General features: G+C 63.0%; 19 protein-coding genes. All 19 read left to right on the top strand.

Going from position 1 to position 26,934, the window contains the following annotated elements:
* Positions 1–22 precede the first annotated feature (22 nt).
* Positions 23–4,321 (top strand): RHS repeat-associated core domain-containing protein, encoded by a 4,299-nt coding sequence (locus ACHWUQ_RS02855; protein ID WP_394680289.1) that lies wholly within the window; start codon positions 23–25, stop codon positions 4,319–4,321.
* Positions 4,318–4,794 (top strand): hypothetical protein, encoded by a 477-nt coding sequence (locus tag ACHWUQ_RS02850; RefSeq protein WP_260718727.1) that lies wholly within the window; start codon positions 4,318–4,320, stop codon positions 4,792–4,794. Before ACHWUQ_RS02855 ends, ACHWUQ_RS02850 begins: the two co-directional genes overlap by 4 nt.
* Positions 4,795–5,994: 1,200 nt before the next feature.
* Positions 5,995–6,807 (top strand): MetQ/NlpA family ABC transporter substrate-binding protein, encoded by an 813-nt coding sequence (locus ACHWUQ_RS02845; protein ID WP_021026289.1) that lies wholly within the window; start codon positions 5,995–5,997, stop codon positions 6,805–6,807.
* A gap of 40 nt (positions 6,808–6,847) precedes the next feature.
* On the top strand, positions 6,848–7,666 hold the full coding sequence (locus ACHWUQ_RS02840) for a MetQ/NlpA family ABC transporter substrate-binding protein (RefSeq protein WP_394680288.1): 819 nt from the start codon (positions 6,848–6,850) through the stop codon (positions 7,664–7,666).
* Positions 7,667–7,690: 24 nt separating this feature from the next.
* Positions 7,691–8,881: an ATP-binding cassette domain-containing protein gene (locus tag ACHWUQ_RS02835; protein WP_312450760.1), complete on the top strand. Its 1,191-nt coding sequence runs from the start codon at positions 7,691–7,693 to the stop codon at positions 8,879–8,881.
* Positions 8,871–9,533: a methionine ABC transporter permease gene (locus ACHWUQ_RS02830; protein ID WP_239809753.1), complete on the top strand. Its 663-nt coding sequence runs from the start codon at positions 8,871–8,873 to the stop codon at positions 9,531–9,533. The genes ACHWUQ_RS02835 and ACHWUQ_RS02830 overlap by 11 nt, the downstream gene beginning before the upstream one ends.
* A gap of 105 nt (positions 9,534–9,638) precedes the next feature.
* The gene (locus ACHWUQ_RS02825; protein WP_239809752.1) at positions 9,639–10,901 is read left to right on the top strand and encodes an SfnB family sulfur acquisition oxidoreductase; all 1,263 of its coding nucleotides are present in this window, start codon (positions 9,639–9,641) and stop codon (positions 10,899–10,901) included.
* Between the two features lie 72 nt (positions 10,902–10,973).
* Entirely contained in the window at positions 10,974–12,230 is a 1,257-nt protein-coding gene (locus ACHWUQ_RS02820) for an SfnB family sulfur acquisition oxidoreductase (protein WP_394680287.1), read from the top strand.
* Complete coding sequence (locus ACHWUQ_RS02815) at positions 12,230–13,678, top strand: LLM class flavin-dependent oxidoreductase (protein ID WP_394680286.1); 1,449 nt, start codon at positions 12,230–12,232, stop codon at positions 13,676–13,678. The genes ACHWUQ_RS02820 and ACHWUQ_RS02815 overlap by 1 nt, the downstream gene beginning before the upstream one ends.
* Before the next feature lie 21 nt (positions 13,679–13,699).
* Positions 13,700–14,563, top strand: a complete 864-nt coding sequence (locus ACHWUQ_RS02810) for a MetQ/NlpA family ABC transporter substrate-binding protein (RefSeq protein ID WP_312835221.1) — start codon at positions 13,700–13,702, stop codon at positions 14,561–14,563.
* Between the two features lie 50 nt (positions 14,564–14,613).
* Entirely contained in the window at positions 14,614–15,972 is a 1,359-nt protein-coding gene (locus ACHWUQ_RS02805) for an LLM class flavin-dependent oxidoreductase (RefSeq protein ID WP_239809748.1), read from the top strand.
* A gap of 26 nt (positions 15,973–15,998) precedes the next feature.
* A complete protein-coding gene (locus ACHWUQ_RS02800) occupies positions 15,999–16,805 on the top strand; it encodes a MetQ/NlpA family ABC transporter substrate-binding protein (protein ID WP_239809747.1) in 807 nt (268 codons plus the stop codon).
* A gap of 26 nt (positions 16,806–16,831) precedes the next feature.
* Positions 16,832–17,665, top strand: a complete 834-nt coding sequence (locus tag ACHWUQ_RS02795; protein ID WP_394680285.1) for a MetQ/NlpA family ABC transporter substrate-binding protein — start codon at positions 16,832–16,834, stop codon at positions 17,663–17,665.
* On the top strand, positions 17,662–18,936 hold the full coding sequence (locus ACHWUQ_RS02790) for an acyl-CoA dehydrogenase family protein (RefSeq protein ID WP_394680284.1): 1,275 nt from the start codon (positions 17,662–17,664) through the stop codon (positions 18,934–18,936). The genes ACHWUQ_RS02795 and ACHWUQ_RS02790 overlap by 4 nt, the downstream gene beginning before the upstream one ends.
* A 184-nt stretch (positions 18,937–19,120) precedes the next feature.
* Complete coding sequence (locus tag ACHWUQ_RS02785) at positions 19,121–19,738, top strand: NAD(P)H-dependent oxidoreductase (protein WP_394680283.1); 618 nt, start codon at positions 19,121–19,123, stop codon at positions 19,736–19,738.
* Positions 19,739–19,987: 249 nt separating this feature from the next.
* Positions 19,988–21,139 (top strand): FMNH2-dependent alkanesulfonate monooxygenase, encoded by a 1,152-nt coding sequence (gene ssuD / locus ACHWUQ_RS02780; protein WP_312411676.1) that lies wholly within the window; start codon positions 19,988–19,990, stop codon positions 21,137–21,139.
* Complete coding sequence (locus ACHWUQ_RS02775; protein WP_312835226.1) at positions 21,136–21,987, top strand: amidohydrolase family protein; 852 nt, start codon at positions 21,136–21,138, stop codon at positions 21,985–21,987. Before ssuD ends, ACHWUQ_RS02775 begins: the two co-directional genes overlap by 4 nt.
* Before the next feature lie 371 nt (positions 21,988–22,358).
* The gene (locus ACHWUQ_RS02770) at positions 22,359–25,418 is read left to right on the top strand and encodes a DUF5979 domain-containing protein (RefSeq protein ID WP_394680282.1); all 3,060 of its coding nucleotides are present in this window, start codon (positions 22,359–22,361) and stop codon (positions 25,416–25,418) included.
* A 271-nt stretch (positions 25,419–25,689) separates the two neighbouring features.
* A partial coding sequence (locus ACHWUQ_RS02765; protein WP_394680281.1) for a DUF6531 domain-containing protein occupies positions 25,690–26,934 on the top strand: 1,245 nt, incomplete at its 3' end.

The following is a 26,934-nucleotide window of genomic DNA, read 5'->3' as shown; positions in this document are numbered from 1 at the left end:
AAGCAATACGAGGGAACGAGATATGACCATGACAAAGAAAAACACAGCGGGATTAGCGGCTGCTGCGGCAAAGACTGCAGCACTCGCTAATGCAAATGGGAGTGCCCCCGCAAAGCACCTACTGCGCACCAGCCTGCTGGTCGCCGCTTTGGGCTTGGCCAGCGTGGCCTCCGCCCAAGGAATCTCCGGCATCGGCGCCTTCGTCCCCAACACCGAGCTGGGCTTCACCCCAGTCGCCAAAGCCGGCGAGCCCCGCATCAACTGGATCAATGGCGAGTACCAGGAGAGCAACACCGACCTGAGCGTCAAGGTGCTGGGAGGCAGCCTCGATATTGCCCGCTCTTGGAGCCAGGGGCGCTGGTGGCTCAACCCCGCCTGGGCGCCCCTCAGCTTTGAGCTCGATCCGCTGGGCAGCGATGCCAAAGTGATAGAGCGGGTAGGAGTACTCTACGAGCGCAGCGGCCAAAGCGATCTGTACATGGCCAAGAGCAAAGGCAACGCCCCCGTTTACATCAAACGACTCAAAGATGCCGCAGGCCAGCACACCGGCTGGCAGTGGTACGACCGCTTTGGCAACACCATCAACTACAGCGCAGACGGCGTCATCCAAAGCTACGCCAACGCCAGCGGCGTCAAAGTCAGCTTCGCCTACGACAGCGCGACCAGCGCGCGCATCCTGGACCATTTTGACAAGACAATCTACACCGTCACCATGCAAGGCGGCCTGATCACAAAGATAGAAGACCTGGCCGGGCGCAGCGTCAGCTACCAATGGGCGGGCCAGCGCCTGGCCCAGGTTACTGACGTTATGGGCCACGCCTGGAAGTACGAGTACGACGCCAACGGTCAAATCACCAGCCGCACTGACCCGCTGGGCCTCAAGATCACCGCCCAGTACATCCAAAGCATTCCTGCGCCCGAGCCCATGCTGAGCCTAGGTAAGAAGGGCGTCACCATCGACCCCACCGGCACCAGCGGCACCACGCAAAAACTCGCCAACCTCTGGGGCGGCGGGCGCGTGGGCCAGTTTGACGGGCAAAGCGGCTGCGCATCAACAGGCGCCAACAACTACCTGCGCGAGCGCCGGGTGTTCGAAGTCACCTACACCGACTGCCGGGGCAACGCCACCGTCACCCAGTACGACCTGCAAGGCAATGAACTCAGCCGTACTTTTAACGGCAAAAGGGCAGCTTCTAACCAATGGGACGGCGCTTACCAACAGAAGTACACCAACGCCCGGGGCTACAGCACCACCACCACCTACGACAGCAACTACCAACCGCTGCAAATCACCCACCCCGATGGCAGCGTGGAGAAGTACACGTATGAGCCCGTGTTTGGTAGGCAGAGCAGCTACACCAACCAGCTGGGGGTTGTGAGTACCTGGCGCTATGACAGCAAAGGCAATGTCATCGAATGGGTGGAAGCCAAAGGTTTGCCCGAGCAGCGCACCACCCTCTACACCTACGACCAACATAGCCAGCTCACCAGCAGCACCAAAGGTGCCGGGGATGCCACCCAGGCGGATGCGATTACCCAGAGCTGGCAGTACGACAGCGCGGGCAACGTCACAGCACAAACCGATGGCGAGGGGCACACGAGAACGATGGCGTACGACTTGCGCGGGGCGCCCATCAGCAAGACCGATGCACTAAACCGCACGACCAGCCTGGAGGTGGATGCCGCTGGCAATGTGACCAAGGCCACCAACCCGCTAGGCCACGCCACCCAAATCCGCTATGACGCCAAAGGCCGGCGGACGCATGTCATCAGCCCCATGGGCAACACCCAGGTCACCCGCTATGACCAGCGAGGCCGGGTGGTTGAGATCCTGGCCCCCGGTGAGAGCGAAGGCGCGGGCCGCAGAACCGTGTTTGACAGCAATGGCTGGCCTATCCAGTCGATCAGCCCAAGCGGCCTAGTCACAGAAACCACCTATGACGAAAGAGGCCGCATCCAAGCCATTAAGTATCCTGCAGGCAATACCACCAGCTACGAATACGGGGCAGATGATACCGAGCAGGCAGGCCTGCTGATAGCAACCCAGTACCCCACGTACAAAGAAACCTACCAGTACGACCAGCAAGGCAGGCAAACGGCCACCACCCAGCACCTGGGTGGCGGGGAGAGCCGCACACAAAGCCAAACCTATGATGTGCTGGGCCAGTCCGTAGCGAGCACCGATCCTGCAGGCAAAACCACGCTGGTTGAATACGACGCACTAGGCAGAAAGAGCCAGAGCACCGATCCCGCAGGGCAATCCACCCAACAAAGCTGGAACGCCTTTGACCAGCTTGCAAGCCTCACGGATGCCAACGGCAACACCCACCGGTTCGAGTACGACAAATCAGGGCAGCAGACCAAAGAAACCCGCCCCATGGGCGGAGCCATTGCCTACCGCTACGACGCGGCCCACCAACTGGTCTTGCGCACCGATGCAGGCGGCAATACACGAGCCTATAGCTATGACGCGGCCGGCCGAATGACCGAGGCGCAACACCAACTTGGCGGCACCACCCTTGATGAAAAAACCAGCTACCAGTACGACAACGACGGGCGCCTGGCTGCCTACGAACAGCAAGACGGCAACGGCCAACTTATCAGCAGCGCCAGCTACAGCCCCGATGCCCAAGGGCGCACGGCACAAAGCCAAACAGCGTATGGCAAGGTAGAAGGAGCAGGAAGCTTCAGCTTCACCACGGGCCAAAGCTTTAACAGTGACGGCCAACTGGCAAGCCACACCTATCCCGACGGCAGCACGCAAACCTATGGCTACACGAAGGGGCAGCTCGCCCACATCACGCTACCGAACAGCAGCGAGATCCGCTACCAAAACTACCAGTGGAACGTTCCTACCAGCATCCAAACCCCAGGCGCTGCCAAATCCTTGGCGCTGGATGCCCTGCAACGCCCCACCCGCATCCAGGTCCAGAACGGCAGCAACGAGATCCTGGCCAGCAAAGCCTACCAATACGACAAGGCTGGCAATATCACCCAGATCGACAGCGACCTGGGTACCACCCAATACGGCTATGACAGCTTAGACCGCCTCACCCAGGCGACCCCCGACCAAAGCCTGCAGGGCCTGGGCCTGCCCAGCGAACAATATGGCTACGACGCCGTCGGCAACCGCACCAGCAGCGCGCACCAGCCGGGTGCCTGGGACTACAACGCCGACAACCAAATGGTTCGTTACCCCAGCAAAACACCCTTTAGCCCAAGCCCTGCGGTAGACACCCAGGTGAGCTACACCCCGCAGGGCCATACCCAACAAGAAACGAGTGGGCAGGACAACAAGACCTACCGCTACAACGCCGCCGAGCGACTGATCACCTACGAGAGCAGTGACGGCACGCAAGCCCATTACCGCTATGACCCGTTCGGCCGCAGAATCAGCAAGAGCGTGACCAAAGACGCGGCCACACAGGTGACCTACTTTGTCTACAGCGAGCAGGCGCTGATGGGAGAGCTGGACAAGGATGGCAAGTTGCAACGGGCTTATGGGTTCAATCCGGTTGCTGGGCAGCAGGGGTTGTGGAGTACGGATCCGGTTTGGCAGGCAGAGGCTGTTAATAGTGATTTAGCGACTTCTAAAACGGGCTATCACTATCTGCATACGGATCATCTGGGGACGCCTCATATGGCGACGGACAGGGCCGGAAATATTACGTGGAGAGGGGTCAGTGAGGCGTTCGGAGCGACTGAGGTTGTTGAGAATTCAGTGCAAGTGAATTTGAGATTTCCGGGGCAGTATTGGGATAAAGAGAGCGACAAGCACCATAACTTGAATAGAGACTATCAGCCTTCTGCTGGCATTTACATGCAGAGCGATCCTATCGGGGTAGATGGAGGGTTAAATGTATTTGCATATGTAGATGCTAATCCTCTTGTGCGAATGGATTCCAGTGGAGAAAAATGGATTAAAAATGGACAGATGTTTAAAGAGATTGCTCATATAAATACCATCTATTGTAATGATGAAGCGCTGACTGTATTGCTGCAACCTATCGATCAGTCTCATAAATGTCCAGCAATTGTAAGATGCCTCGCAGTTCACGAATCAATCCATTGGGGAGATGCATTCAGCTCTAATCCGGAGATTTGCAAAGGAAATAAAGGCAAGTCTGGAGTTGGCGCTGGAAGTCATGAAGATTGGATGAGATCTGAGGAGAAGGCATTTAACGCTCAACTGCGCTGCCTCGAAAGGTCATTGAAAGAAAGTTATTGCGATGAATATTGTAAAAAATGGATAGAAATGGAAATAAGTAATATCAAAAATATTTATTTGCCCCAAGTTATGCGAGGAACATATCCAAAATGAAAAAGTGTTTTAAATTGAGGCATTTAATTATTGCATTTTTTTTAAATTCCAATGCATTTGCGCAAGCATGTCCTGTAAATATTAATGTTAAGCCAATGGGGGATGGTTTGGTGGTTGTTTCGATTCACAATATCTCATCGCGTGATGTTGATATTCTCTATGACTTTCTTCCTTGGTCGGTATTTGGTTTTGGAGTTAACTATTCTGCAAAGTATAGAGGTGCAAAAACGGAGATTAAACCTATCTATGCGGTTGGGCATCGACCGGAGACTGTTGTGCTAAAAGCAAATGCTTCTATGCAGCAAGAAATATCTTTGTTCAAGCGTTTTCATGATTTAAGATCTGACGCTGGAATTGTTGACGTATCTTGGAGCTACAGATTTGCGGAGCCAGGGGTAGGTTCGGATGTCTGCGCAACATTTAAAGGTGATTTTTCTATTTTTGAAAAACTCATCAAACAGACGTCAGAATGAAGTCTTTTACCCAATAGCATTGGCGCTGTTGCACAATCACCGTGCTCAGCGAGCGTAGGCTTGGGGGGGAAGACGTACAACGCAGCGTTGGAGGCGCGAGCTTGACTATCTGGTTGGATAGGGACATGCAGTAGCGCCCCGGTCACGGGTGTGGATTCAAATGATCGACGCAACACGCGCATCGAACATTTCAGAAGGGGATCGATATCCCAGAATTTTGCGTGGTCGTTGCCAGACGTTCTCAGATTCGGTCATTCAGTTTTTGCCTGACCGTCAGGTGCCTGCTTAGCCAGCCTTTGTGCCAAAAGCTGGGCATGGTGCAGTGGCTCCTGCGTAATTCCATTTGGGATTGTGGGTGTCTTCACCTATAGCCAATTTATGCAACATTACCTCGCAGTAGTGTGAAAATATAAAAGTAAGAATCAAGATGGCGGAGGAGTTGAATGTGCGTTGATTCCGAATTGACATTTTTCAAAAGGCTTCAAGTAGTTGGCGTACTGCATGCATGTTTTTTGTTAATTATTTTTATACTCGAGGGGCTTTTAGGGTTTGAGTTGATAACTTGGTGGATCAACCCCAACTGGGAAAGAGTCGTGATAACCATTGTTTTTTGGTTTATTGCTCCCAAAATAATAGCTATGCTGGATATAAAAGTGTAATGGGGTGTGGACGCTCTCGCACACGCCAGCGATGCTGCCTACAAACCCTAAACCATCAACAGGCCTAAGGACAAGGAATTCACCATCCCAGATGCAGTTCGGCTGCTGCTAGTTGATTAGGCGCTTTTAGTGCGATAAATTGGCCAGATGGGGCTTGATAGCCAAATTCCGCGCTCACCCAACTACAGCTCAAGCATGCGTCCCATTGCCGCCTCACCAAAGTGGGTGAAGCACGCCCTTCCCCCTCCAACAGAGACCCAAGCAGAAATCCAACACTGAGTCGCAGCGAGCCCGCGTTAGAACCACCACAGGGCGTTCCAAAGAGCACTGCCCGAACAAGACCGTCCTCGACTTCATCAGTCGCCCATCGTTTTCTGAGGGACGGCATCCCCGTCTGAGCGCCTGAGCCCCCCAACACAGACTTCTCATATCCATATTTGAAATTCTTCGTGGTGCAAAGCCAGCCCGAAAGCTCCAATGGAGGCTTCGTTGCTGCTGCCGCCATGTGATGGCGCAGTCTTTACCTCCAGAAAGACGTCCCATGTTTCAGAGTTTCAAGCGTGTGCTGATCTCCGCTGCCATTGCTGTGGCGGTGCTGCCGGCTGTGGCGGCAGACAAGCTCAAGATCGCTGTCGTGCCCGGTGCCTATGCCGATTCCATCAACGCGGCGGCCAAGGATGCCAAGGCCCAGGGGATCGATGTGGAGGTGATCGAGTTCACCGACTGGACCACGCCGAACGTGGCAGTCAACAACGGCGATATCGATATCAACTACTTCCAGCACCAGCCGTTTCTGGACAACGCGGTGAAGAAGAATGGCTATGCGCTGGCCAGCGCCGGCACTGGCATTCTGGCGAATGTGGGCCTCTATTCGCTCAAGCACAAGAACGTGGCCGATGTGCCCAACAACGGCAAGGTCGGCATTGCCAGTGACCCGGTCAACCAGGGCCGGGGCCTGTTGCTGCTGCAAAAGGTGGGGCTGATCACGCTCAAGCCGGGCGTCGGTTATCTGGGCTCGATCAACGACATTGCCAGCAACCCCAAGTCGCTGCGCTTTGTCGAGGTTGAAGGGCCGCAGCTGGTGCGCATCACCGGCGATGTGGATATTGCCCAGGGCTACCCGCATTTCATCGTGGCGGCCAAGGCCTTTGATCCATCGAGCGGCCTGGCGTATTCGGGCATCGAGGACCAACAGTTCGCGATCCAGTTCGTGGTCAAGAAGGACCGGGTCAACGACCCGGTGGTGCAGAAGTTCATCCGCATCTACCAGAACTCCGAGACCGTGCGCACGGTCAGCAAAAAGTCTTTCAGCAATGACGACCGGCTCTACACGCTGGCCTGGCTGAAGAAGTAAGCCGCGTACCAAGACCTTTCATCAAGCAAGCGAGAAAAACATGACGAACAAGATCAACAGACGCGTGGTGGCTGCAATTGCAGCAGCGGCCATGCTGGGAGGGTGGCAACTGGCGCAGGCAGCGGACAAGATCCGCATCGCCTCCACGCCGGGGGCCGCGGCCGACGCCATCAAGGCGGTGGTTGCCGACGCCAAGAGCCAGGGGCTGGATGTGGAGCTGGTCGAGTTCACCGACTGGACGGTGCCCAACGAGGCCGTCAACAACGGCGATGTGGACCTGAACTTCTTCCAGCACCAGGCCTTTTTGAACAACGTCATCAAGGAGCGCGGCTACCAGCTCAAGTTTGTCGGCCTGGGCCTGCTGCAGAACATCGGCATCTACTCCGAGCGCTACCAGTCGCTGGCCGATGTGCCGGCCAAGGCCAAGGTCGCGATTGCCAATGACCCGGTCAACCAGGGCCGGGGCCTGGCGCTGCTGCAAAAGGCCGGCCTGATCCGCCTGCGCACCGGTGATGCGCCTGGCGCCACGGTGGCCGATGTCACCGACAATCCCAAGCAGCTGCGCTTCTACGAAGTCGAGGGCCCGCAACTGATCCGTTCGCTGCCCGATGTGGACCTGGCCGTACTCTGGCCGAGCTACTTTGTCAGCGCCGGCAAGAAGGAACAGGCCAGCAAGGCCCTGGCCTATTCGGGCATTGCCGACCGCTTCTATGCGATGGGCTTTGTCTCGCAGGCCAGCCGCGCCGACGACCCCAAGCTGCGCAAGTTTGTCCAGGTGTTCCAGAACTCTGCGGCAGTCAAGCAGGCCATCAGCCAGCAGTTCAACAACGACCCCAAGCTGTACACCTTGCCCTGGTAAGGGCAGCGACCGCAGGAGAAGCACATGGCCCTTTCAGCCGTATCCAATGTATTGCGCAGGCAGTTCCGCGCCGAGGCTGAGCCTGCGGCAGACGGCCGCAGTGTGCGGGTGAATGCGCCTGTATCGGCCGCCGCAGGCAGCCAGGGCCCGACCCCAGCTGCGCCGCTGGGCACCGTGGTGTTCCGCGATCTGGGCAAGGTCTACCGCTCGTCGGCGGGCGAGGTGCCTGCGCTGCAGAACATCACCCTGGACATTGCCGCCGGCAGCATCTTCGGCATCATCGGGCGCAGCGGCGCGGGCAAGTCCAGCCTGCTGCGCACCATCAACCGGCTGGAAGCGCCCAGTAGCGGCCAGGTGCTGGTCGATGGTGTGGACATCGGCACGCTGGATGAAGCCGGTCTGGTGCAGCTGCGCCGCCGCGTCGGCATGATCTTTCAGCACTTCAACCTGCTGTCGGCCAAGACAGTGTTTGAGAATGTGGCCCTGCCGCTCAAGGTGGCCGGTGTGCCTGCCGCGCAGATCCAGCAGCGGGTGACCGAGCTGCTCGACCTGGTCGGCCTGCAGGACAAGCACAAGACCTACCCCAGCCGCCTCTCCGGCGGGCAAAAGCAGCGCGTGGGCATTGCCCGCGCGCTAGCCACCCGGCCCGAGATCCTGCTTTGCGACGAGGCTACCTCGGCACTGGACCCGGAAACCACGCAGGCCATCCTGGCGCTGCTGCGCGACATCAACCGCCGCCTGGGCATCACGGTGATCCTGATCACCCATGAGATGAGCGTGATCCGCGAGATTGCCGACCAGGTGCTGGTGCTGGAGAAGGGCGAGATTGCCGAGCTGGGCGAGGTCTGGCAGGTGTTTGGCAACCCGCGCCATGCCGCCACCCAGGCCTTGCTGGCACCGCTGCGCCACGGCGTGCCCGATGACCTGCAGCAGCGCCTGCAGCCGCAAGCCCCCAGCACCGGCCGTTTTGAGCAGGTGCTGCAGCTGGGCTACAGCGGGCATGACGGGCTGGAGCCGGACTTTCCCCGCATTGCCGAGGCACTGGGCGCCAAGGTGCGCCTGCTGCACGGCGGTGTGGACCGCATCCAGGGCCATGCCCAGGGCCAGCTCATCATCGCCATCGATGGTGCTGCCGCCCGCAACGACTGGGCCGCGCTGACGCAAGGCCCCGCCACCATTGCACACGAAATCAGGGTACTGGGCTATGTTGTTTGAACTGAGTATTTCCATCGACCGCTACTGGAAGGCGCTGGCCGACACCTTCATCATGGTGTCCACCTCGGCCGGTATCGCGCTGCTGGCGGGCATTCCGCTGGCCGTGCTGCTGATCGTGACGGCCCCCGGCGGTTTCCTGGAGTCGCCGCGCACCAACCGCATCGTCGGCAGCGTTGTCAACGGTTTCCGGGCCACGCCCTTTATCGTGCTGCTGGTCGCGTTGATTCCGTTCACCCGTCTGGTCACCGGCACGACGATTGGCGTCTGGGCGGCGATTGTGCCGCTGGCCATCAGCGCCACGCCGTTCTTCGCGCGCATTGCCGAGGTCAGCCTGCGTGAGGTCGATCCCGGCCTGATCGAGGCGGCGCAGGCGATTGGCTGCAAGAAGTGGGACATCGTGCGCCATGTCTACCTGCCCGAGGCCTTGCCCGGCATCATCGGCGGCTTCACCATCACCCTGGTGGCGCTGATCAGCTCGTCGGCCATGGCCGGCGCGGTGGGGGCCGGCGGCCTGGGCGACCTGGCGATCCGCTACGGCTACCAGCGCTTTGACACCCAGGTCATGCTGATCGTGATTGCGGTGCTGATTGCGCTGGTCACCATCGTGCAGGCCACCGGCGACCGCGTGGCGCACTGGCTGCGCAGCCGCTGAACGCCCACGCGTTCTGACAACGGCCCACCACGGCGCGGTGCCGTGGTCTGCAGGCCAGGGCGCGTCTCTGGCCTTTCTCTCTTCGAACCCTTCAGAAAGCACCGAATGACTTCAGCGGTTGCCCAGGGCGCAGCGTTGCCCGCCGACTCCCCATCCCGCCTGCCTTTGCCGCCCAGCCAGCCCGCGCTGATCCGCAGCGAGGCCGAGGCCTTGCAAGTGGCCGCTGCGCTGGCCGAGAGCTTTCGCGGCGGCGCGGCCCGGCGCGACAGCGAACGCCTGCTGCCCTGGGACGAGATCGAGCGCTACACCGCCAGCGGCCTGGGCGGCATCACCGTGCCGCGCAGCCATGGCGGCCTGCAGGCCAGCTGGCACACCGTCGTGCAGGTGTTTGCCAGCATCAGCGCGGCCGATGCCTCACTGGGCCAGATTCCGCAGAACCACTTTGCGCTGGTGCAGAACCTGCGCGATACCGCCAGCCCCGAGCAGCAAAGCCGCTGGTTTGCCGATGTGCTGAGCGGCCACCGCCTGGGCAATGCCGGGCCGGAGCGCAAGGGCCGTGCTGCCCAGCTGAGCGATGCCACCGCCAGCCTGCGCCAGACAGCCGATGGCCGGCTGCTGGTCAACGGCACGCGTTACTACTCCACCGGCTCGCTGTTCGCCCACTGGGTGCCGTTCCGCGCCGAGGACGAGGCGCAGCGCCCGGTGCAGGTCTGGGTACGGCGCACGGCGCCGGGCCTGCAGATCATCGACAACTGGAACGCCTTTGGCCAGAAGACCACCGCCAGCGGCGGTGTGGTGCTGAAGGACGTCGAGGTCGAGCCGCGCGATGTGATTGCGCTGCATGACCTGAAGGACCGGCCGACCCTGTCCGGCCCGGTGTCACAGATTCTGCAGGCCGCCATCGACATGGGCATTGCCCAGGGCGCGTTCGACGAGGCGCGCCAGTTTGTGCGCGACAAGACCCGTGCATGGGTGCACTCGGGTGTCGAGCATGCCTGGCAGGACCCCTACATCATCCAGGAGTTTGGCCAGCTGCAGGTGGAGCTGGATGCCGCACGCGAGGTGCTGCTCGATGCCGCGCAGCAGCTCGATGCATGGGCTGCGCAACCCGTCACCGACGAGAGCAGCGCGCAGGCATCGGTGGCGGTGGCGCGCGCCAAGATCTTGACGACCGAGGCCGCGCTGAACGCCAGCGAACGCCTGCTGGAGCTGGGCGGCACCTCATCGGCCCGCGCCGGCTACAACCTGGACCGCTATTGGCGCAATGCCCGCGTGCATACCTTGCACGACCCGGTGCGCTGGAAATACCACCTGCTGGGCAACTACCTGCTCAATGGCCGTGCACCGCGCCGCCACCAGTGGAACTGAGCCACCGCACCGCCCAACGACTTTGATGCGCGCGCCGGCAGCCCGCTGCCGCCCCGCCGCCGAGCAAGCACCATGACTACCTCTCCCCCTGTGATCGCCGCTGCCAACCCGGTGGCCCCCGCCCCCGCACCGCGCCAGCGCCCGCCCGTGTTTGCCAGTGAGCAGGCCGCACTGCAAAAAGCCCAGCAACTGGCCGATGCCTGGGCTGGCGATGCGGTGCTGCGTGACCGTGAGCGCCGCCTGCCCTGGGCGGAAATCGAGGCCTACAGCGACAGCGGCCTCTGGGCCATCACCGTACCCCGCGCCTATGGCGGCCTGCAGGCCAGCGCCTGGACGGTGGCGCAGCTGATCGCCACCGTGGCGGCGGCCGATGGCTCCTTGGGCCATATTCCGCAGAACCATTTCTATGCGCTGGAGGTGCTGCGCGTGGGCGGCAGCGAGGCCCAGCAGCGCTTTTTCTACGAGCGGGTGCAGGCCGGCGAGCGCTTTGGCAACGCGCTGTCCGAGATCGGCCACCGCGACTACCGCCGCCGCTCGCGGCTGGAGCGGGGCGCATCGGGCTGGGTGCTCAATGGCCGCAAGTTCTACTGCACCGGTGCCATCTTTGCGCACTGGATTCCGGTGCAGACCATGCAGGTCATCGATGCGGCCCAGGACCCCGTCAGCGTGATGGTGTTTGTGCCGCGCAGCGCGCCGGGCGTGACGGTGATCGACGACTGGGACGGCATGGGCCAGCGGGTCACCGGCAGTGGCTCGGTGCTGCTGGAGAACGTCGCCATCGATGAGGCCTGGATCGTGCCTTTCCAATCAAGCTTCGACAGCCCCAGCACCATCGGGCCGTTTGCGCAGATCATCCATGCCGCCATCGACCTGGGCATTGGCGAGGGCGCACTGCGTGCCACCTTGCCCTTTGTGCGCAACCAGTCGCGCGCCTGGGTGGATGCCGGCGTGGCGCAGGCCAGTGATGACCCCTTGACCCTGCAGGCGCTGGGCAATGTGGAGCTGCGCCTGCATGCCGCACGTGCGCTGCTGCGGCGCTCGGGCAGCCTGGTCGATGCCGCGCAGCATGAGCCCACGGCGCATACGGTGGCTGCCGCCTCGGTGGCCGTGGCGCAGGCGCGTGCGCTGGCGCATACGGCCGGCCTGCTGGCGGCCAACAAGCTGCTGGAGCTGGGTGGCACCTCGGCCACCTTTGCCGAGCATGGTTTTGACAGCTACTGGCGCAATGTGCGCACCCATACTCTGCATGACCCGGTGCGCTGGAAATACCATGCCATCGGCAACTATGCGCTGAGCGGCGTGCTGCCCCCGCGCCACGGAGCGCTGTGATGGCCAGCACCCCCGCCAGCGCGCGGGCGCCCATCATCCTCAATGCCTTCAACATGGCCAGTGTCGGCCATATCAACCATGGGCTGTGGGCGCATCCGCGCGACCAATCGAGCCACTACCACCGCCTGGACTACTGGACCGGCCTGGCCAAGGAGCTGGAGCGCGGCCTGTTCGACAGCCTCTTCATCGCCGACATCATCGGCGTCTATGACACCTACCAGCAGTCGGTCGATGTGACCCTGCGCGAGTCGGTGCAGCTGCCCATCAACGATCCCACCCTGGTGGTGCCCGCGATGGCGGCGGTGACCGAGCACCTGGGCTTTGGTGTCACCGTCAACCTCAGCTACGAGCAGCCCTATCTGCTGGCGCGGCGCTTTTCTACGTTGGACCACCTGACGCAAGGCCGCATTGGCTGGAACATCGTCACCGGCTACCTCGACTCGGCCGCGCGCGCGATGGGCCAGCGGCAACAGCTGGCGCACGATGCGCGCTATGACCGTGCCGATGAGTTCATGGACGTGCTCTACCAGCTCTGGGAAGGCAGCTGGAGCGACAGCGCCGTGCTGCGGGACCGCGCAGGCCGCATCTATGCCGACCCGCAGCAGGTGCGGCGCGTGCAGCACAGCGGCCCGCATTTCCAGGTCGATGGCTACCACCTGAGCGAGCCCTCGCCGCAGCGCACGCCGGTGCTGCTGCAGGCGGGCAGCTCGGGCCGGGGCCTGCAGTTTGCCGCGCGCCATGCCGAGTGCGTGTTCATGGCCATCCAGGACAAGGCCGCCACCGCCGCGCTGGTGCGCCAGCTGCGCGCTGAAGCCGTGCGTGCCGGCCGCCAGCCGGGCGACATCAAGGTGCTGGTGGGCATGACCCCCGTGGTGGGCGCCACCGCGCGACAGGCCCAGGAAAAGTACCAGGAGTACTGCCGCTATGCCAGCCCCGAGGCTGCGCTGGCGCATTTGTCGGCCACGGCCGGCATTGATTTCTCGACCTACCAGCGCGATACGCCGCTGCTGCTGCAGCACCGCAGCAATGGCATCGAGAACTCGATCAAGCGCCTGGCCAATGGCCGCGAGGACTACCGCCTGGGCGACCTGGTCGATGAGCTGGCCTTGGGCGGGCGCTATGCCACCGTGGTGGGTGATGCCCAGCAGATCGCCGACGAGATGCAATCGTGGGTGGAGGAGGCAGGCGTCGATGGCTTCAACCTGGCCCGCACCGTGGTACCCGAATGCTTTGGCGACTTTATCGACCTGGTCGTCCCCGAGCTGCAGTCGAGGGGCCTGCACAAGAGCGCCTATGCGCCCGGCAGCATGCGCCACAAGCTGTTTGGCCACGGCGACCGCCTGCCGGCCCACCACCATTCGCAGCAGTTTCGCCAGCAGCCTGTGGCTGTCGCCCCTGCTGATGATTCCCCCGCTGCTTTCACTCCCAGCGCCCAGGCCTTGGCCTGAGTGCTACCCAGGAGCCTCCCCATGTCTCAAAACCCCTCTTCTCCGCTGCCGGGCCAACGCCGGCGTTTTCTGTCTTCGTCGCTGGCAGCGGGTGCCGCGCTGGCCACCGGCGCCTGGCGCAGCACCGCCCAGGCAGCGGTACCGGCAACGACCAAGGTGCTGAAAGTGGGGGTCACCTCGGGCCCGCATGAGCAGGTGTTCGAAGCCGTCAAAAAAGTGGCCGAGCGCGACTATGGCCTCAAGATCGAGATCGTCTCGTTCAGCGACTATGTGATGCCCAATGCGGCGCTGGATGCGGGTGACCTGGATGCCAACAGCTTCCAGCATGGCCCTTTCCTGCAGGCGGCGATCCGTGCGCGCGGCTACAAGCTGGCCGGCTTTGGCCGCACCTGGGTGGGCCCGATTGCGCTGTTCTCCAAGCGCTACAAGCGGCTGGACGATGTGCCCGAGGGCGCGCAGATTGCACTGCCCAACGACCCGGCCAATGGCGGGCGTGTGCTGCTGCTGTTGGAGAAGGGCGGCCTCATCAAGCTCAAGCCCGGCATCGACCCGATCAAGGGCGTGTTTGCGTCCACCCAGGACATCACCGACAACCCGCGCAAGCTGCGCTTTGTCGAGCTCGAATCGCCGATGCTGGTGCGTGCGATGGACGATGTGGAGCTGGCCGCCATCAATGCCGACTATGCCTACAAGGCGGGGCTCAATCCCACCAAGGACTCGCTGCTGGTCGAGGGCGGTGACAGCCCCTATGTCTGCCTGATCGCCGTGCAGGAGAAAAACCGCAATGCGCCCTGGGTGCCGCAGCTGGTCGCGGCCTACCGCACCGACGAGGTGCGCAGCTACATCCAGCAGGCCTTCAACGGCGTAGTCATCCCCTCGTGGTGATGGTGCGCCTGACCTTCCGCGTTCCCTGAGCTTTTTCACCGACACCGGCCATGACTGACAAGAAATACATGCATGTCAACGCGTTCAACATGAACTGCGTGGGACATATCCACCACGGGCTGTGGACGCATCCGCGCGACCAGTCCACCCAGTACCACACGCTCAAGTACTGGACCGACATCGCCCGGCTGCTGGAGAAAGGCCTGTTCGACGGCATCTTCATCGCCGACGTGGTGGGCTACTACGACGTCTACCAGCGTGGGGTGGACCTGACCCTGCGCGAGGCGATCCAGCTGCCGGTGAACAACCCGTGGCTGCTGGTGTCGGCGATGGCGGCGGTGACCGAGCACCTGGGCTTTGGCCTGACCGCCACCGTCAATGCGCACCAGCCCTACACCTTTGCCCGCGATGTGAGCACCCTGGACCAGCTGAGCAACGGCCGCATCGGCTGGAACATCGTCACCGGCTATGTGGACAGCGGCGCGCGCGGCCTGGGCCAGGACGGCCTGGCCGACCATGACAGCCGCTACGACCGTGCCGATGACTTTCTGGCACTGGCCTACAAGTTCTGGGAAGGCAGCTGGGAGGACGGCGCCGTGATCGCCGACAAGGCGCGCCGCATCCACACCCTGCCGGACAAGGTGCACCCCGTTGTGCATGACGGCCCGTTCTACCGCGCCAATGCCATCCACATGAGCGCCCCGTCGCCGCAGCGCACGCCGGTGCTGTTCCAGGCCGGCACCTCGCAGCGCGGGCTGCAGTTTGCCGGCCAGCATGGCGAGGGCATCTTTATCGGCGCGCGCACGCCAGAGGCGGCAAGGGATGCCTCGCGCAAGCTGCGTGCCGCTGCCGTGGCCGCCGGGCGCAGGCCCGATGACATCAAGATCTATGTGGGTGCGGCCGTGGTGGTGGCGCCCACCCAGGCCGAGGCCGAGGAGAAATATGCCGACTACCTGGCCTATGCCAGTGCCGAAGGGGGCCTGGCGCATTTTGCCGCCAGCACCGGCGTGGACTTTGCGCAGTACGACCTGGACGAGCCCATCGTCTACGGCCAGGGCAATGCCATCCAGTCCGCGGTGCAGGCTGCCCAGCAGCAGGGCCTGACCACGCGGCGCAAGCTGCTCGAACAGTTCAGCCTGGGCAGCCGCTACAACACCATCGTGGGCGACCCGCAGCAGGTGGCCGATGCGCTGGAGCGCTGGATCGATGTCGGCGAGATCGACGGCTTCAACCTGACCCGCATCGTCGTGCCCGAGACCTGGGAGGACTTTGTCAGCCTGGCCGTGCCCGAGTTGCAAAACCGGGGCCGCTACCGCACGCGCTACGAAGAAGGCAGCCTGCGCCACAAGCTGTTTGGCCGTGGCGATGGTCTGCCCGCCAACCACCCCGGCGCGCAGCAGCGCCGATAAGCACCGAGATTTTTTTGAAAGCAGCCATGAAGTTTTTCCCCGCTTTGACAGCCCTGCTGCTGTCGCTCGCCACCTTGGGTGCCGCCCAGGCCCAGCCACTGCGCATCGGCGTCACGCCCGGCTCGCTCGCCGATTCGGCCCAGATTGCTGCGCGCGAGGCCAAGGCCCAGGGGCTGGATGTGCAGATCGTCGAGTTTACCGACTGGACCCTGCCCAATACCGCACTGGTCAACCGCGATCTGGACCTGAACTACTACCAGCACCAGGCATTTCTGGACACCTTCAACCGCGAAAACCGCCAGGACCTGCGCGCGGTGGCCGTGGGTTCGCGCGGCAATATCGGCATCTTCTCCAAGCGCTACAAAAGCCTGGACAGCCTGCCCACGGGCGCCAGCGTGGCGCTGGCCAACGACACCTCCAACCAGGCGCGTGCCATTGCGACCTTGCGCGATGCGGGCCTGGTGACCCTGCGCGCCAATGCGCCGCAGCTGGCCCAGATCGACGACATCGCCAGCAACCCCAAGAAACTCAAGTTCATCGAGGTGGCCGGGCCCCAGCTGGCGCGGGCGCTCGATGATGCCGACATCACCGTCGTCAGCCTGGGTGGCCTGCTGCAGGCCGGCCAGCTGGAGACCGCGCGCCAGGGTCTGTACTACAGCGTGGGATCCGACGCGTTCTGGGCCATCCACTTTGTCACCCGGGCCGACAACGTCAAGGACGCGCGGGTGCGCAAGTTCATCGACATCTACCAGCAATCCCCGGCGGTGCGCCAGCAGATCCATGCCTCGTATGCCAACGAAAGCCGCTTCTACAGCCTGCCCTGGCTGAAGTGATCCCGCTATCTACAGGAAGAAAGACAATGATGACGTTTGCGCTGAAAAAATACCTGCTGGCGCTGGGCGCCGGCGCCATGGCGGTAGCCAGTGCCGTGGCTGCCCCGCTGAAGATCGGGGTCACGCCCGGCTCGCTGGCCGACTCGGTCCAGGTCGCCGCCAAGGAGGCCCGCCAGGCCGGGCTCGATGTGCAGGTGATCGAGTTCACCGACTGGACCACGCCCAACACCGCGCTGGATGCAGGCGATATCGATATCAACTACTTCCAGCACCAGGCCTTTTTGGACAACGCGATCCGCGACCGGGGCTACAAGATCGAGAGCGTGGGTGTGGGCCTGCTGCCCAATATCGGCCTCTATTCGAAGAAGCATGCGGCGCTGGCCGATATCCCGGCCGGCTCCTCGGTCGGTGTGGCCAACGACCCGGTCAACCAGGCACGGGGCCTGTTGCTGCTGCAAACGGCCGGGCTCATCAGCTTGCGCCCCGGTGTGGGCGCCAAGGCCAGCGTCAATGACATCGTCAGCAACCCACGCAAGCTCAAGCTGCTGGAGGTGGAGGGCCCGCAACTGGTGCGTGCGCTCGATGATGTGGCACTCGCCCAGGGCTATCCGGCCCACCTGGTCAATGCCGGCCAGCGTGAGCTGGCCAGCCGCGCGCTGCTGTACTCCACCGTCGACGACCTGTACTACGCGATCCGCTTTGTGGCCCGCAGCGACCGCAAGCAGGACCCGCGCATTGCGCAGTTCGTGCATCTCTACCAGGCATCGCCTGCGGTCGCCAAGCAGATCAGCGCCTCGTTTGCCGATGACGCCAAGCTCTATTCGCTGCCCTGGAAGAACACCGCCAAGGCCGCGCCATGACTGCAGCCACATTGACACGCCAGGCGCCCGAGGCGAGCGATGCCAGCCCACCGAGCCTGGCTGATCTGCAGCAGCGCTTTGCGCCGGTGTTTGCACGCATTGCCGAAGGAGCGGCCGAGCGCGAGCACAGCCGCAGCCTTGCCCATGCACCGCTGCAATGGCTGCGGGACAGCGGCTTTACCGCCTTGCGCCTGCCCAGGGCCTGGGGGGGCGGCGGCGCGTCGCTGGAGCAGCTCGTGGCCTTGCTAGTGGACCTGGCTGAGGCCGACCCCAACCTGACCCAGATCCTGCGGCCGCACTTTTTGTTTGTGGACCGCGTGCTCTACCAAGGCGCACCCGAGGCGCAGCGCCACTGGCTGCCCTTGGTGGCCCAGGGCGCCACCTTTGGCAATGCAACCACCGAGGTGGGGGAGGGGGCGGTAGGCAGCCTGCAGACCACCTTGCAACCCGACGCGGCGGCGCCCGGCCACTGGCGGCTCGATGGCCAGAAGTTCTACAGCACCGGCAGTCTCTATGCCGACTGGATCAGCGTACTGGCCCGCGCCGTGGTGCCCGGCCAGCCCGACCAGACGGTGCATGCGCTGGTGGCCGGCGATGCGCTTGGTGTGGAGCGGCTCGATGACTGGCGCGGCTTTGGCCAGCGGTTGACCGGATCGGGCACCACGGTGCTGCGCGATGTGCAGGTGCCCGCGCACGCGGTGCTGCAGTTCCGCGCCGGTGAGCCTTCGCCCATCGTGGCCTTTGCGCAGCTGTTCCACCTGGCGAGCCTGGCGGGCATTGCGCGTGCGCTTAGCCGCGACACCGTGGCCTATGTGCAGGCGCGCCGCCGCGTGTTCAGCCATGGCGCAGCGTCACTGCCCAAGGACGATCCGCTGGTGCAGCAGATTGTGGGCCAGCTGGCCAGTACCGCCTACATGAGCGAGCTGGTGGTGCGCGATGTGGCCCAGGCGCTGGGCCCGATCCTGCGCAGTGCCGAGGCCGGTCAGCAGCGCGCTGACAAGGCCCGGCTCGACGCGCTGGAGCTGCGTGCCGCGCAGGCCCAGGTGGCCGTGGTGGATGCGGTGCTGCAGGCAGCCACCCGCATGTTCGATGTGGGCGGATCGAGCGCACTGGCCGAGGGCCTGCGGCTGGACCGCCACTGGCGCAATGCGCGCACCCTGGCCTCGCACAACCCGGTCATCTACAAGGCCAAGTCGGTGGGCGACATGCTGCTCAACGGGGCCGAGCCGGTTTACTTCTGGCAGGTGGGCCTCGCAGCAAAAAACGCATAAGAACATGAGATTTCATTCCTTGGCGTGGCGCAGCGCACTGGTTGTAATGGTGGCCTTGGGACCCTTTGCCACGGCATGCCTTCTGAGGCGCCATCGCCAGCGCACAGGTGTCCTCGACGCTGGAGACAGCGACCCGGATAGGCCGGGCCCTGGCCTCTTGCGCGCCTGAACGACTGGAATGTACATGAGCCGCACCTTGAAAACCGTCATCGTCAATGGCAGCCTGGGCAAGCCTTCGCGCACCCGCAGCCTGCTCGACAGCCTGCATCTGCAACTGGGCCAGACCCTGGGCCAAACGGCCGAGCCAGTGCGTCTGGATGTACGCCATATCGATCTGGTCGATCTGGTGGCCGACATCGGCCCCGTGCTGTACAAAGATGCGCTGTCCGCCCAGGCCCGTGATGCGCTGGAGGCGATCGAGACGGCGGACTTCCTGATCGTCGGCTCGCCGGTCTACCGTGGCAGCCTGCCGGGTCTGCTCAAGCACCTGTTTGACCTGGTCGACCAGCATGCGCTGCAGGGCACGCCGGTGCTGCTGGCCGCTACTGGCGGCAGCCCGCGCCATTCGCTGGTGCTGGACCACCAGCTGCGCCCGCTGTTCGGATTTTTCTCGGCACTGACCCTGCCGATCGGCGTCTACGCGACGCCCGAAGACATCCAGGGCGGCGTGGTGGTCAGCGAGGCGCTGCACAAGCACATTGCACTGGCCGTGGAGCTGGCCGTGCCGGTGCTCAGCGCCTTGGCGCACAGCCAGCGCAGCAGCCAGCCCGCCTTGCACGCGCTGGAGCGCCAGGCCGCCTGAGCGCCGATAACCCAAGCCTTGGTACGTCGTTGCCCGCCTTGTCGTACTGCGGTACTGCCTGCGAGGCCTCGTCTTGCCCGCCCACCTTGGGTTTGCCGGGCCATGTTGGCGGCGCTGAGGACCCGTTCCAAGCGCAACCCCCGGCTTGCCCGCCATTGCCACCTGCATGCGTTGCTGGCGGGCTGGCGCGGCATGCCATGCGGCGTCTGCTGCACGCCCCCTGCCTTGCAGCATCCCTGAACCTTTGACATGGCCTCTACTTCATCCCCCCCGGAGCTGTTCTGGTTCCTGCCCACATCCGGCGACACCCGCTACCTGGGTGCATCGGACTTTGGCCGCCAGCCCACGCCCGAGTACCTGCGCAGCATTGCCACCACCAGTGAGAACCTGGGCTATGACGGGCTGCTGATTCCTACCGGCAGCTCTTGCCTGGACCCCTGGGTGGTGGCATCCAGCCTGGTGCCCGTCACCCAGCGCATCAAGCTGCTGGTGGCGCTGCGCACCTCGCTGGGCATGCCGGTGCCCAGCGCGCGCCAGGCCGCCACGTTGGACCAGGCGCTGGCCGGGCGCCTGCTGCTCAATGTGGTGCCCGGGGGCGATGCCACCGAGCTGGAGGCCGATGGCGTGTTTCTGGCCCATGACGAGCGCTATGCCTATGCCGATGAGTTCCTGAGCATCTGGCGGCGCCTGCTGGCCGGCGAGACGGTGGACCACGAGGGCAAGTACTTCAAGGTCAAGCAGGGCAAGAACTTTTTCGAGCCGCTGCAAAAGCCCCATCCGCCTTTGTACTTTGGGGGCTCGTCTGACGCCGCCCATGACCTGGCGGCCAAGCATGTCGATGCCTACCTGACCTGGGGCGAGCCGCCGCAGGCGGTGGCGCGCAAGTTTGCCGATATCCGCGCCCGCGCCGCCGCTGCCGGCCGCCAGCTGCGCCTGGGCGTGCGCCTGCATGTGATTGTGCGCGAGACCAACGAGGAAGCCTGGGCCGATGCCGATCGCCTGATCAGCAAGCTGACCGATGAAGACATTGCGAAAGCGCAGCAGAACTATGCGCGCATGGATTCGGTCGGCCAGGCGCGCATGGCGGCCTTGCATGGCGGCAACCGCCAGAAGCTGGAGGTGGCACCCAACCTCTGGGCCGGTGTGGGCCTGGTGCGTGGCGGTGCCGGCACGGCGCTGGTGGGTGATGCGGCCACGGTGGCCGAGCGCCTGCGCGAATACATGGAGATTGGCGCCGATACCTTTGTGCTGTCGGGCTACCCGCACCTGGAGGAATCGATCCGCTTTGCCGAATTGGTGTTTCCGCTGCTGGGCAAGAAGAGCGTGACTACCGCGCGCTCGCAGACCGGCGGCGCGTTTGATGTTCGTGGTGTTCAACAATGGAAGGAGTCGGCCTCATGAGCCTGCCCGTGATCGATATGCGCTGCCGGCCAGCGTTCCTGCACAACTTTTTTGGCGCCACGCCCGGCTCGCCCGAGCATGACACCGCCCGCTGGCTGAACCGGCGCGTGGGAACGCGCGGCAGCGACAAGCATTTTGAGGAATCGCTGACGCAGGAAGGTTTCCTCCAGGCAGTACGCGATGCGGGCCTGAGCCAGGCCGTGGTGGTGGGGCGGCACACGCCTTCGCAGCACCTGCCCAATGACACCATCCACCAGATCGTGCAGGGCCACCCTGAATTGCTGGGCATTGCCGGGGTGGACCCGGTGCTGCAGGGCGAGCAGGCAGCGCTCGACGAGATCGAGCGCGCCATCAAGGTGCTGGGCCTGCGTGGCATTGACCTGGAGCCAGGCTTTGGTGACCCAGCCCGCCACCCCGATGACCGCGTGTACTGGCCGATCTACGAACGTGCGCAGGCGCTGGGTGTGCCGCTGTTCCTGATGAGCGGCCCCACCACGCCGGACCCGAGCTTCAACGACCCGGCACGCCTGGCCAAGGTGGCGCAGGCCTTTCCCGATCTGCCGCTGGTCGTCTACCACGGCTACTGGCCGCGCGTGCAGGAAGCCATTGGGCTGGCCTTCCGCTACGCCAATGTCTACCTGGTGCCGGACATGTATGTGTTCCAGCCCGGCAGCCAGGCCTATGTGCAGGCGGCCAACCAGTTTCTGGGTGACCAGCTGCTGTTCGGCTCGTCCTATCCCTTCCGCCCCATCCGCCAGAGCATTGACGACTTTCTGGCGCTGGGCTTTGACGAGGCCGTGCTACCCAAGCTGCTGCATGGCAATGCAGCGCGGATTCTGGGGCTCTAGCCGCCTGGCAGACGGCGGCGGTGCTGCCGTCTTTTCTTTGTCCGCACCTTCGCAAAGGCTCCTGGTTCAGGAGCCTTTTGTGCGCCTGGAAGTCCTGTTTTTCCCTGTGTAGATTGTCAACAAAATGTTAATGAATCTACAACAAATGTTTCTTAATGTTTTGTTAACTAACGCATCGATACATTTTTTAACGTCGTGAAGATAATAAAGCCTTTGGTTTTGTGCTGAAAAATCTGTTCTTTGCTGGGTGGCAAACGCGGTGGCACGTCTCCCAGCAAAGACATTTTTTTCCCAAGCCAATCGATTTTGTCTATTGCTGATAGTTTTTATATTGGTAGATGGGAAAAACAATGACGTATGAAAAATGGTGGATGCGTGCACTTGCTGGTGGCGCCAGGGCCAAGGCAGCCGTGCTGCTGGTCGCTGCTTCTCCGCTGTACGCGCTTGCGCAGTCGGCAGACGTCCAGATCACCAAGTCCGGCCCTTCCTCGGCCGTGGGTGGTACGCCGGTGACCTATGTGCTGGAGATGGACAACAACGGCCCCAACGCAGCCGATGGTGCCCAGTTCCAGGATGTGCTGCCCGCCGGGCTGACGAATGTCACGGCGCTGTGCACGTTGGCATCGGGCTCTGCGACCTGCCCGACCGATCTGGCAGTGGCCAACGGCGTGGTATCCGGCAGCCTGGGCAGCTTTCCGAACCAGGGCAAGGTGCGCGTGGAGATCCAGGCCCGCTTTGGCGTGACGGGGCCCAGCACCCTGACCAACACAGCCACCATTGCCCCGCCCGCAGCGGTGACGGACCCGGTGCCAGGCTCCAACAGCAGCTCCATCAGCACGGCGATGCGCTATGAGGTGGACCTGGCGGTATCCAAAAAGCAAAGCACGGATACGTACCAGAACGGCGTGCCGCTGACCTACACCATCAGCTTGCGCAACAATGGCGTGGGATCGGCCGATGGCGTAACGCTGTACGACCGGTTGAGCAACAGCTTTATCAGCCATATCGGCGCCAATCTGGTGTTCAACCAATGTACGGCAAGCGGCGGCGCACAGTGTCCATCCGATGCCAGTTTTCCCAACCGCAGCGGCAGCAACGACTACAGCCCGGTGTTCAATGCCACCGTGCCGGTATTGCCGCCCGGCGGCGAGGTGGTGGTCACCTACACGATGACCCCCTACCTGGTGCCCAACGCAGCCTGCGGCCGCCGCGCCGGCCAGCTGTTCAACCAGGCCTCGATCCAGCTGCTGGATGGCATGGTGGACACTTCACCGCAGAACAACCAGGAGACGGCCATCTTGCAGGTGCCGGGAACGCCTGACTGCGTGCAGACGGACCTGCAGGTGAGCAAGAGCCAGGATCCTCCGGTGCCGGCCATGGGCGATATGGTCACCTACACCATGGTCCTGACGAATGCCGGTCCGAATGCCGCAGACGGTGCCACGATGGCGGACATCATCCGCACCCATGGAGGTTCGGCCAATTACTTCGACATTGCTGCCCAGTTCGACAGCTGCTTTGCCGAGGGCGGCGCGGTCTGCCCCGCCGATGCGGCCTTTCTGAACCCGACCGGCAATGCCTCGTCCGCGACGCTGTTCAACACCACCGTGCCGGTCTTGCCTGTCAATGGCCGGCTGACCATCATCTACCACGTGCAGACCCGCTTCAACGGCAGCATTCCCTGTGGCCGTAACTTGGGTGGTTTGAACAATGAGTTCTCGGCAAACCCGCCCGACACCATGACCGACCCCAATTACGGTAACAACATGGCGTCGGTGGGCATCCTTGTGCCTGCCACACCTGCCTGCCCCAGTACCGACCTGGCAGTGACCAAGACCCAGAGCTCGCAGGAATACCAGCCCGGTGTGCCGGTGAACTACACGATGACGGTGACCAACAACGGCCCGTCTGCAGCCGATGGTGCGTATATGGCCGATCGCCTGATCCGGTTCGAGCTGGCCAACAGCCTGGACGTGCAGTCTTCGGCCATCAGCTGCACGGCATCCGGTGGCGCCGTGTGCCCGGCGGCTTCGGCCTTTCCTGCGCCGTATTCGGGCAGCCTCAACAGCTATGCCGGCCCCTTCCAGGCGGCGGTGCCGCTGCTGCCCGTGGGTGGGTCGTTGACCATCAGCTACAGCCTGACCTACAACTTCTCGCGGGGCAGCTGCGACTGGCCCTCGGGCTACCTGGTCAATGAGTTTTCTGCCAATCCTGGTGATGGGGTCGAGGAGCGCACGTCTTCGGACAACGTGGCCACCACCACGATGCAGCGGTTCAGCTGCTCGAATGTGTCGGTCAACAAGGCGGTCAACCCGGTGACGGCCACCAGTGGCGCGGCAGTGACCTATACGGTGGACATGCACAATGCCGGCCCCTCGGACACCAGCAATGTGCTGTTCTCGGACCCGCTGCCCGCCGGCGTGGTGTTCACCGATGCCAGCTGCAGCGTGCTGGTGGCTCCTGCACAATGCGGCGCGTCGGTGAACTATGACCCCGCCACCCGCACAGTCAGCAGCGTGGTGACATCGCTCGGTAATGGCGGTGCGGTGCAGTTTGTCATCCACACCTCGGCCGGTGACACGCCCGGAACCTATACCAACACCGCCTATGCCGAACTGCCCGCAGGCGTCATCGATCCCATCCTGGCGTCCAACCAGAGCTATGTGAACCTGCAGATTTTTGCACCCACCACAACCAAGACGGTGACCAAGGAGATCGCGGGCCTGCCCGCTGGTCTGCCCCAGGCGATGCGCTTCAGTGGCCGCCTGACCTGCGGTACTCAGCCTGCGCAGACCTGGACCGCGACCGTCGCCGCCGGTGCCACCAGCGGCAGCAGCCCCGCGCTGACGGTGTTCCAGGGGGATAGCTGTACCGCCACCGAGGACACGCCACCGGCAGCGCCTGCCGGCTATGGCTGGAGCGGTGCGCCAGAGATTGCAGAACAGGCCCAAGGCTTTACCGTGACCAACCGCCTGCAGCGCCTGAGTGGCGGTGTGCAGCTGACCAAGCGCATCAGCGGCCCGGCAGCAGGCGCTGCGGCGGTCAATGGCAGCTTTGACTTCTCGCTCGACTGCGGTGCCGACGGTGTGCATACCGCCAGCGTGACCGTGGCCAATGGCCAGGAGGCCAGTGTCCATCTGGCCGATCTGCCTGCCAATGCGGTCTGCACGGTCAGCGAGACGGGCAAGGCCCCAGCACCTGCGGCCTATCAGTGGGGCAACCCGGTATACAGCGCCAACTCGGTCGTGGTGCCCGCAGGTCGTGATGTGGCAGTCAGCGTGCGCAACCCGCTGACCCAGGATGGCAGTGTGGTTGACCCGATTGGCCCGGCCAAGCCCCGCGCCGTGCCGGTGGGCAGCCCTTGGGCCTACCTGCTGTTGACGGGCCTGATCGCCGGCCTGGCCATGGCGCGCAGAAAGCGCATGCGCTAAGCGCGCAGCGCCTCAGCGCTGGAACCATGCCAACCCGTGCCCGGCCGCATCAGCAGCCGGGCACTTTCGCAAATGCGGCTGCCAGATGGTCGATCAGCGCCCGAACCGCCGGCAGCATGCCCCGGCGGGAGGCAAAGACTGCATGTATTGCTCTCTGTGTGACACGCACCTAACTTGACATTGGGAAGCATTGACTGCGCGCAAAAGCCAATCGAAAAATTGAATATGGTAGATTTATACTATTTATCATTCAATCTCGATAGGAACTTGCATGTCAGGAAAGCCAGCAGCCCGAATAGATGACAAAGTCAAGTACGCGCGAATCGTCACCGGCTCCAGGACGGTCCTGATAGGCAGCCAAGGCGGGGTGGCGTGCTCCGTCTGCCCGGGCGGCGAGGCAGTCGGCAATCCTGTCAATCCGCAGCTCGGCGCCAAGGTTCTGTCCGGCGCCTCTGACTTGGACTTTGCCCTACCGGGCTCCATGCCCCTCGTCTGGCAGCGCCAGTACAGCAGCTACGTCAACGCGCAGCACGGCGGGCATTGCGGGGTGTTGGGTTATGGCTGGGGGCTGCCGGCGGATTTAAGGATCCAGGTCGAGGCCAGCGCCACCTTGCTGCACGACAGCCAGGGCCGCACGATCACCTTTGATGCGCTGGCCGCTGGTGAATCCATCTACAGCCCCAGCGAAGATATCTGGCTGCTACGCTCGGGCTGGCATCCGGGCAATCTGACGCACGATCTGGCAGCCATGACCGGGCCCGCCAAGTTCACCCAGGCAGGTGCTGTAGATAGCTTTGAAGCCCCACCTCCGCGCAGCCAACAGGCGCCCTTGTGGTGGCAGGGGCGCTTTTCCTGGATCCGGCGCGATATGGCTTGCGGGGATTTGATGATCCTGGCAGCCAATGGGAGCGGGGATACCGTCTGGGTGTTTGGCCCGGCGAACTGGCAGGCGATTGAAGCGGCGCGCAAAGCGATCCATGAACAGAAGACCGCCGGCAAACCGGTCACGGTGACCGAGCCGGACATCGATGCAAACTGGATTTTGCTGGGCAAGGTGGACCGCCTAGGGCGCTCGCAGCGCTACCACTGGTCCAAAGTGCTGGGCCAGGAGCGCATCACCACCATCGACGATGGTGTGGGCCGGGGCTACCAACTGCACTACACGCAAGCCATTGCAGCGCAGGATGCCCAGCACTTTCACCACAAGCGCACTGACACAGACGACCAAGAAGACGAACATTTCTTCTGGCAAGCCGACTCAGGTGTGCGCCTGTCAAAGGTAGATCTGTATCGCGACCCTTTGGCGCCCATGCTGCAGACCAATCCCACCACCTTGGTGCAGTACAGCTACAGCGCTGAGGGTGATCTGGTCTCCGTCACCAACCGCCACGGCCAAGTGGTGCGCCGCTTTGCCTGGCGCAACCACTTGATGATTGCCCACCAGGAGCGAGGTGGGCCAGAGCACCACTATGCCTATGACCGCTATGAGCCAGGCGGCCAAGCCATCGAGCAGCGC

The organism is uncultured Comamonas sp., from assembly GCF_964277875.1.
GTDB lineage: Bacteria > Pseudomonadota > Gammaproteobacteria > Burkholderiales > Burkholderiaceae_C > Comamonas > Comamonas sediminis.
Note: the sequence above shows the minus strand (reverse complement) of the source record. Positions and strands in the feature narration are given on the sequence as shown.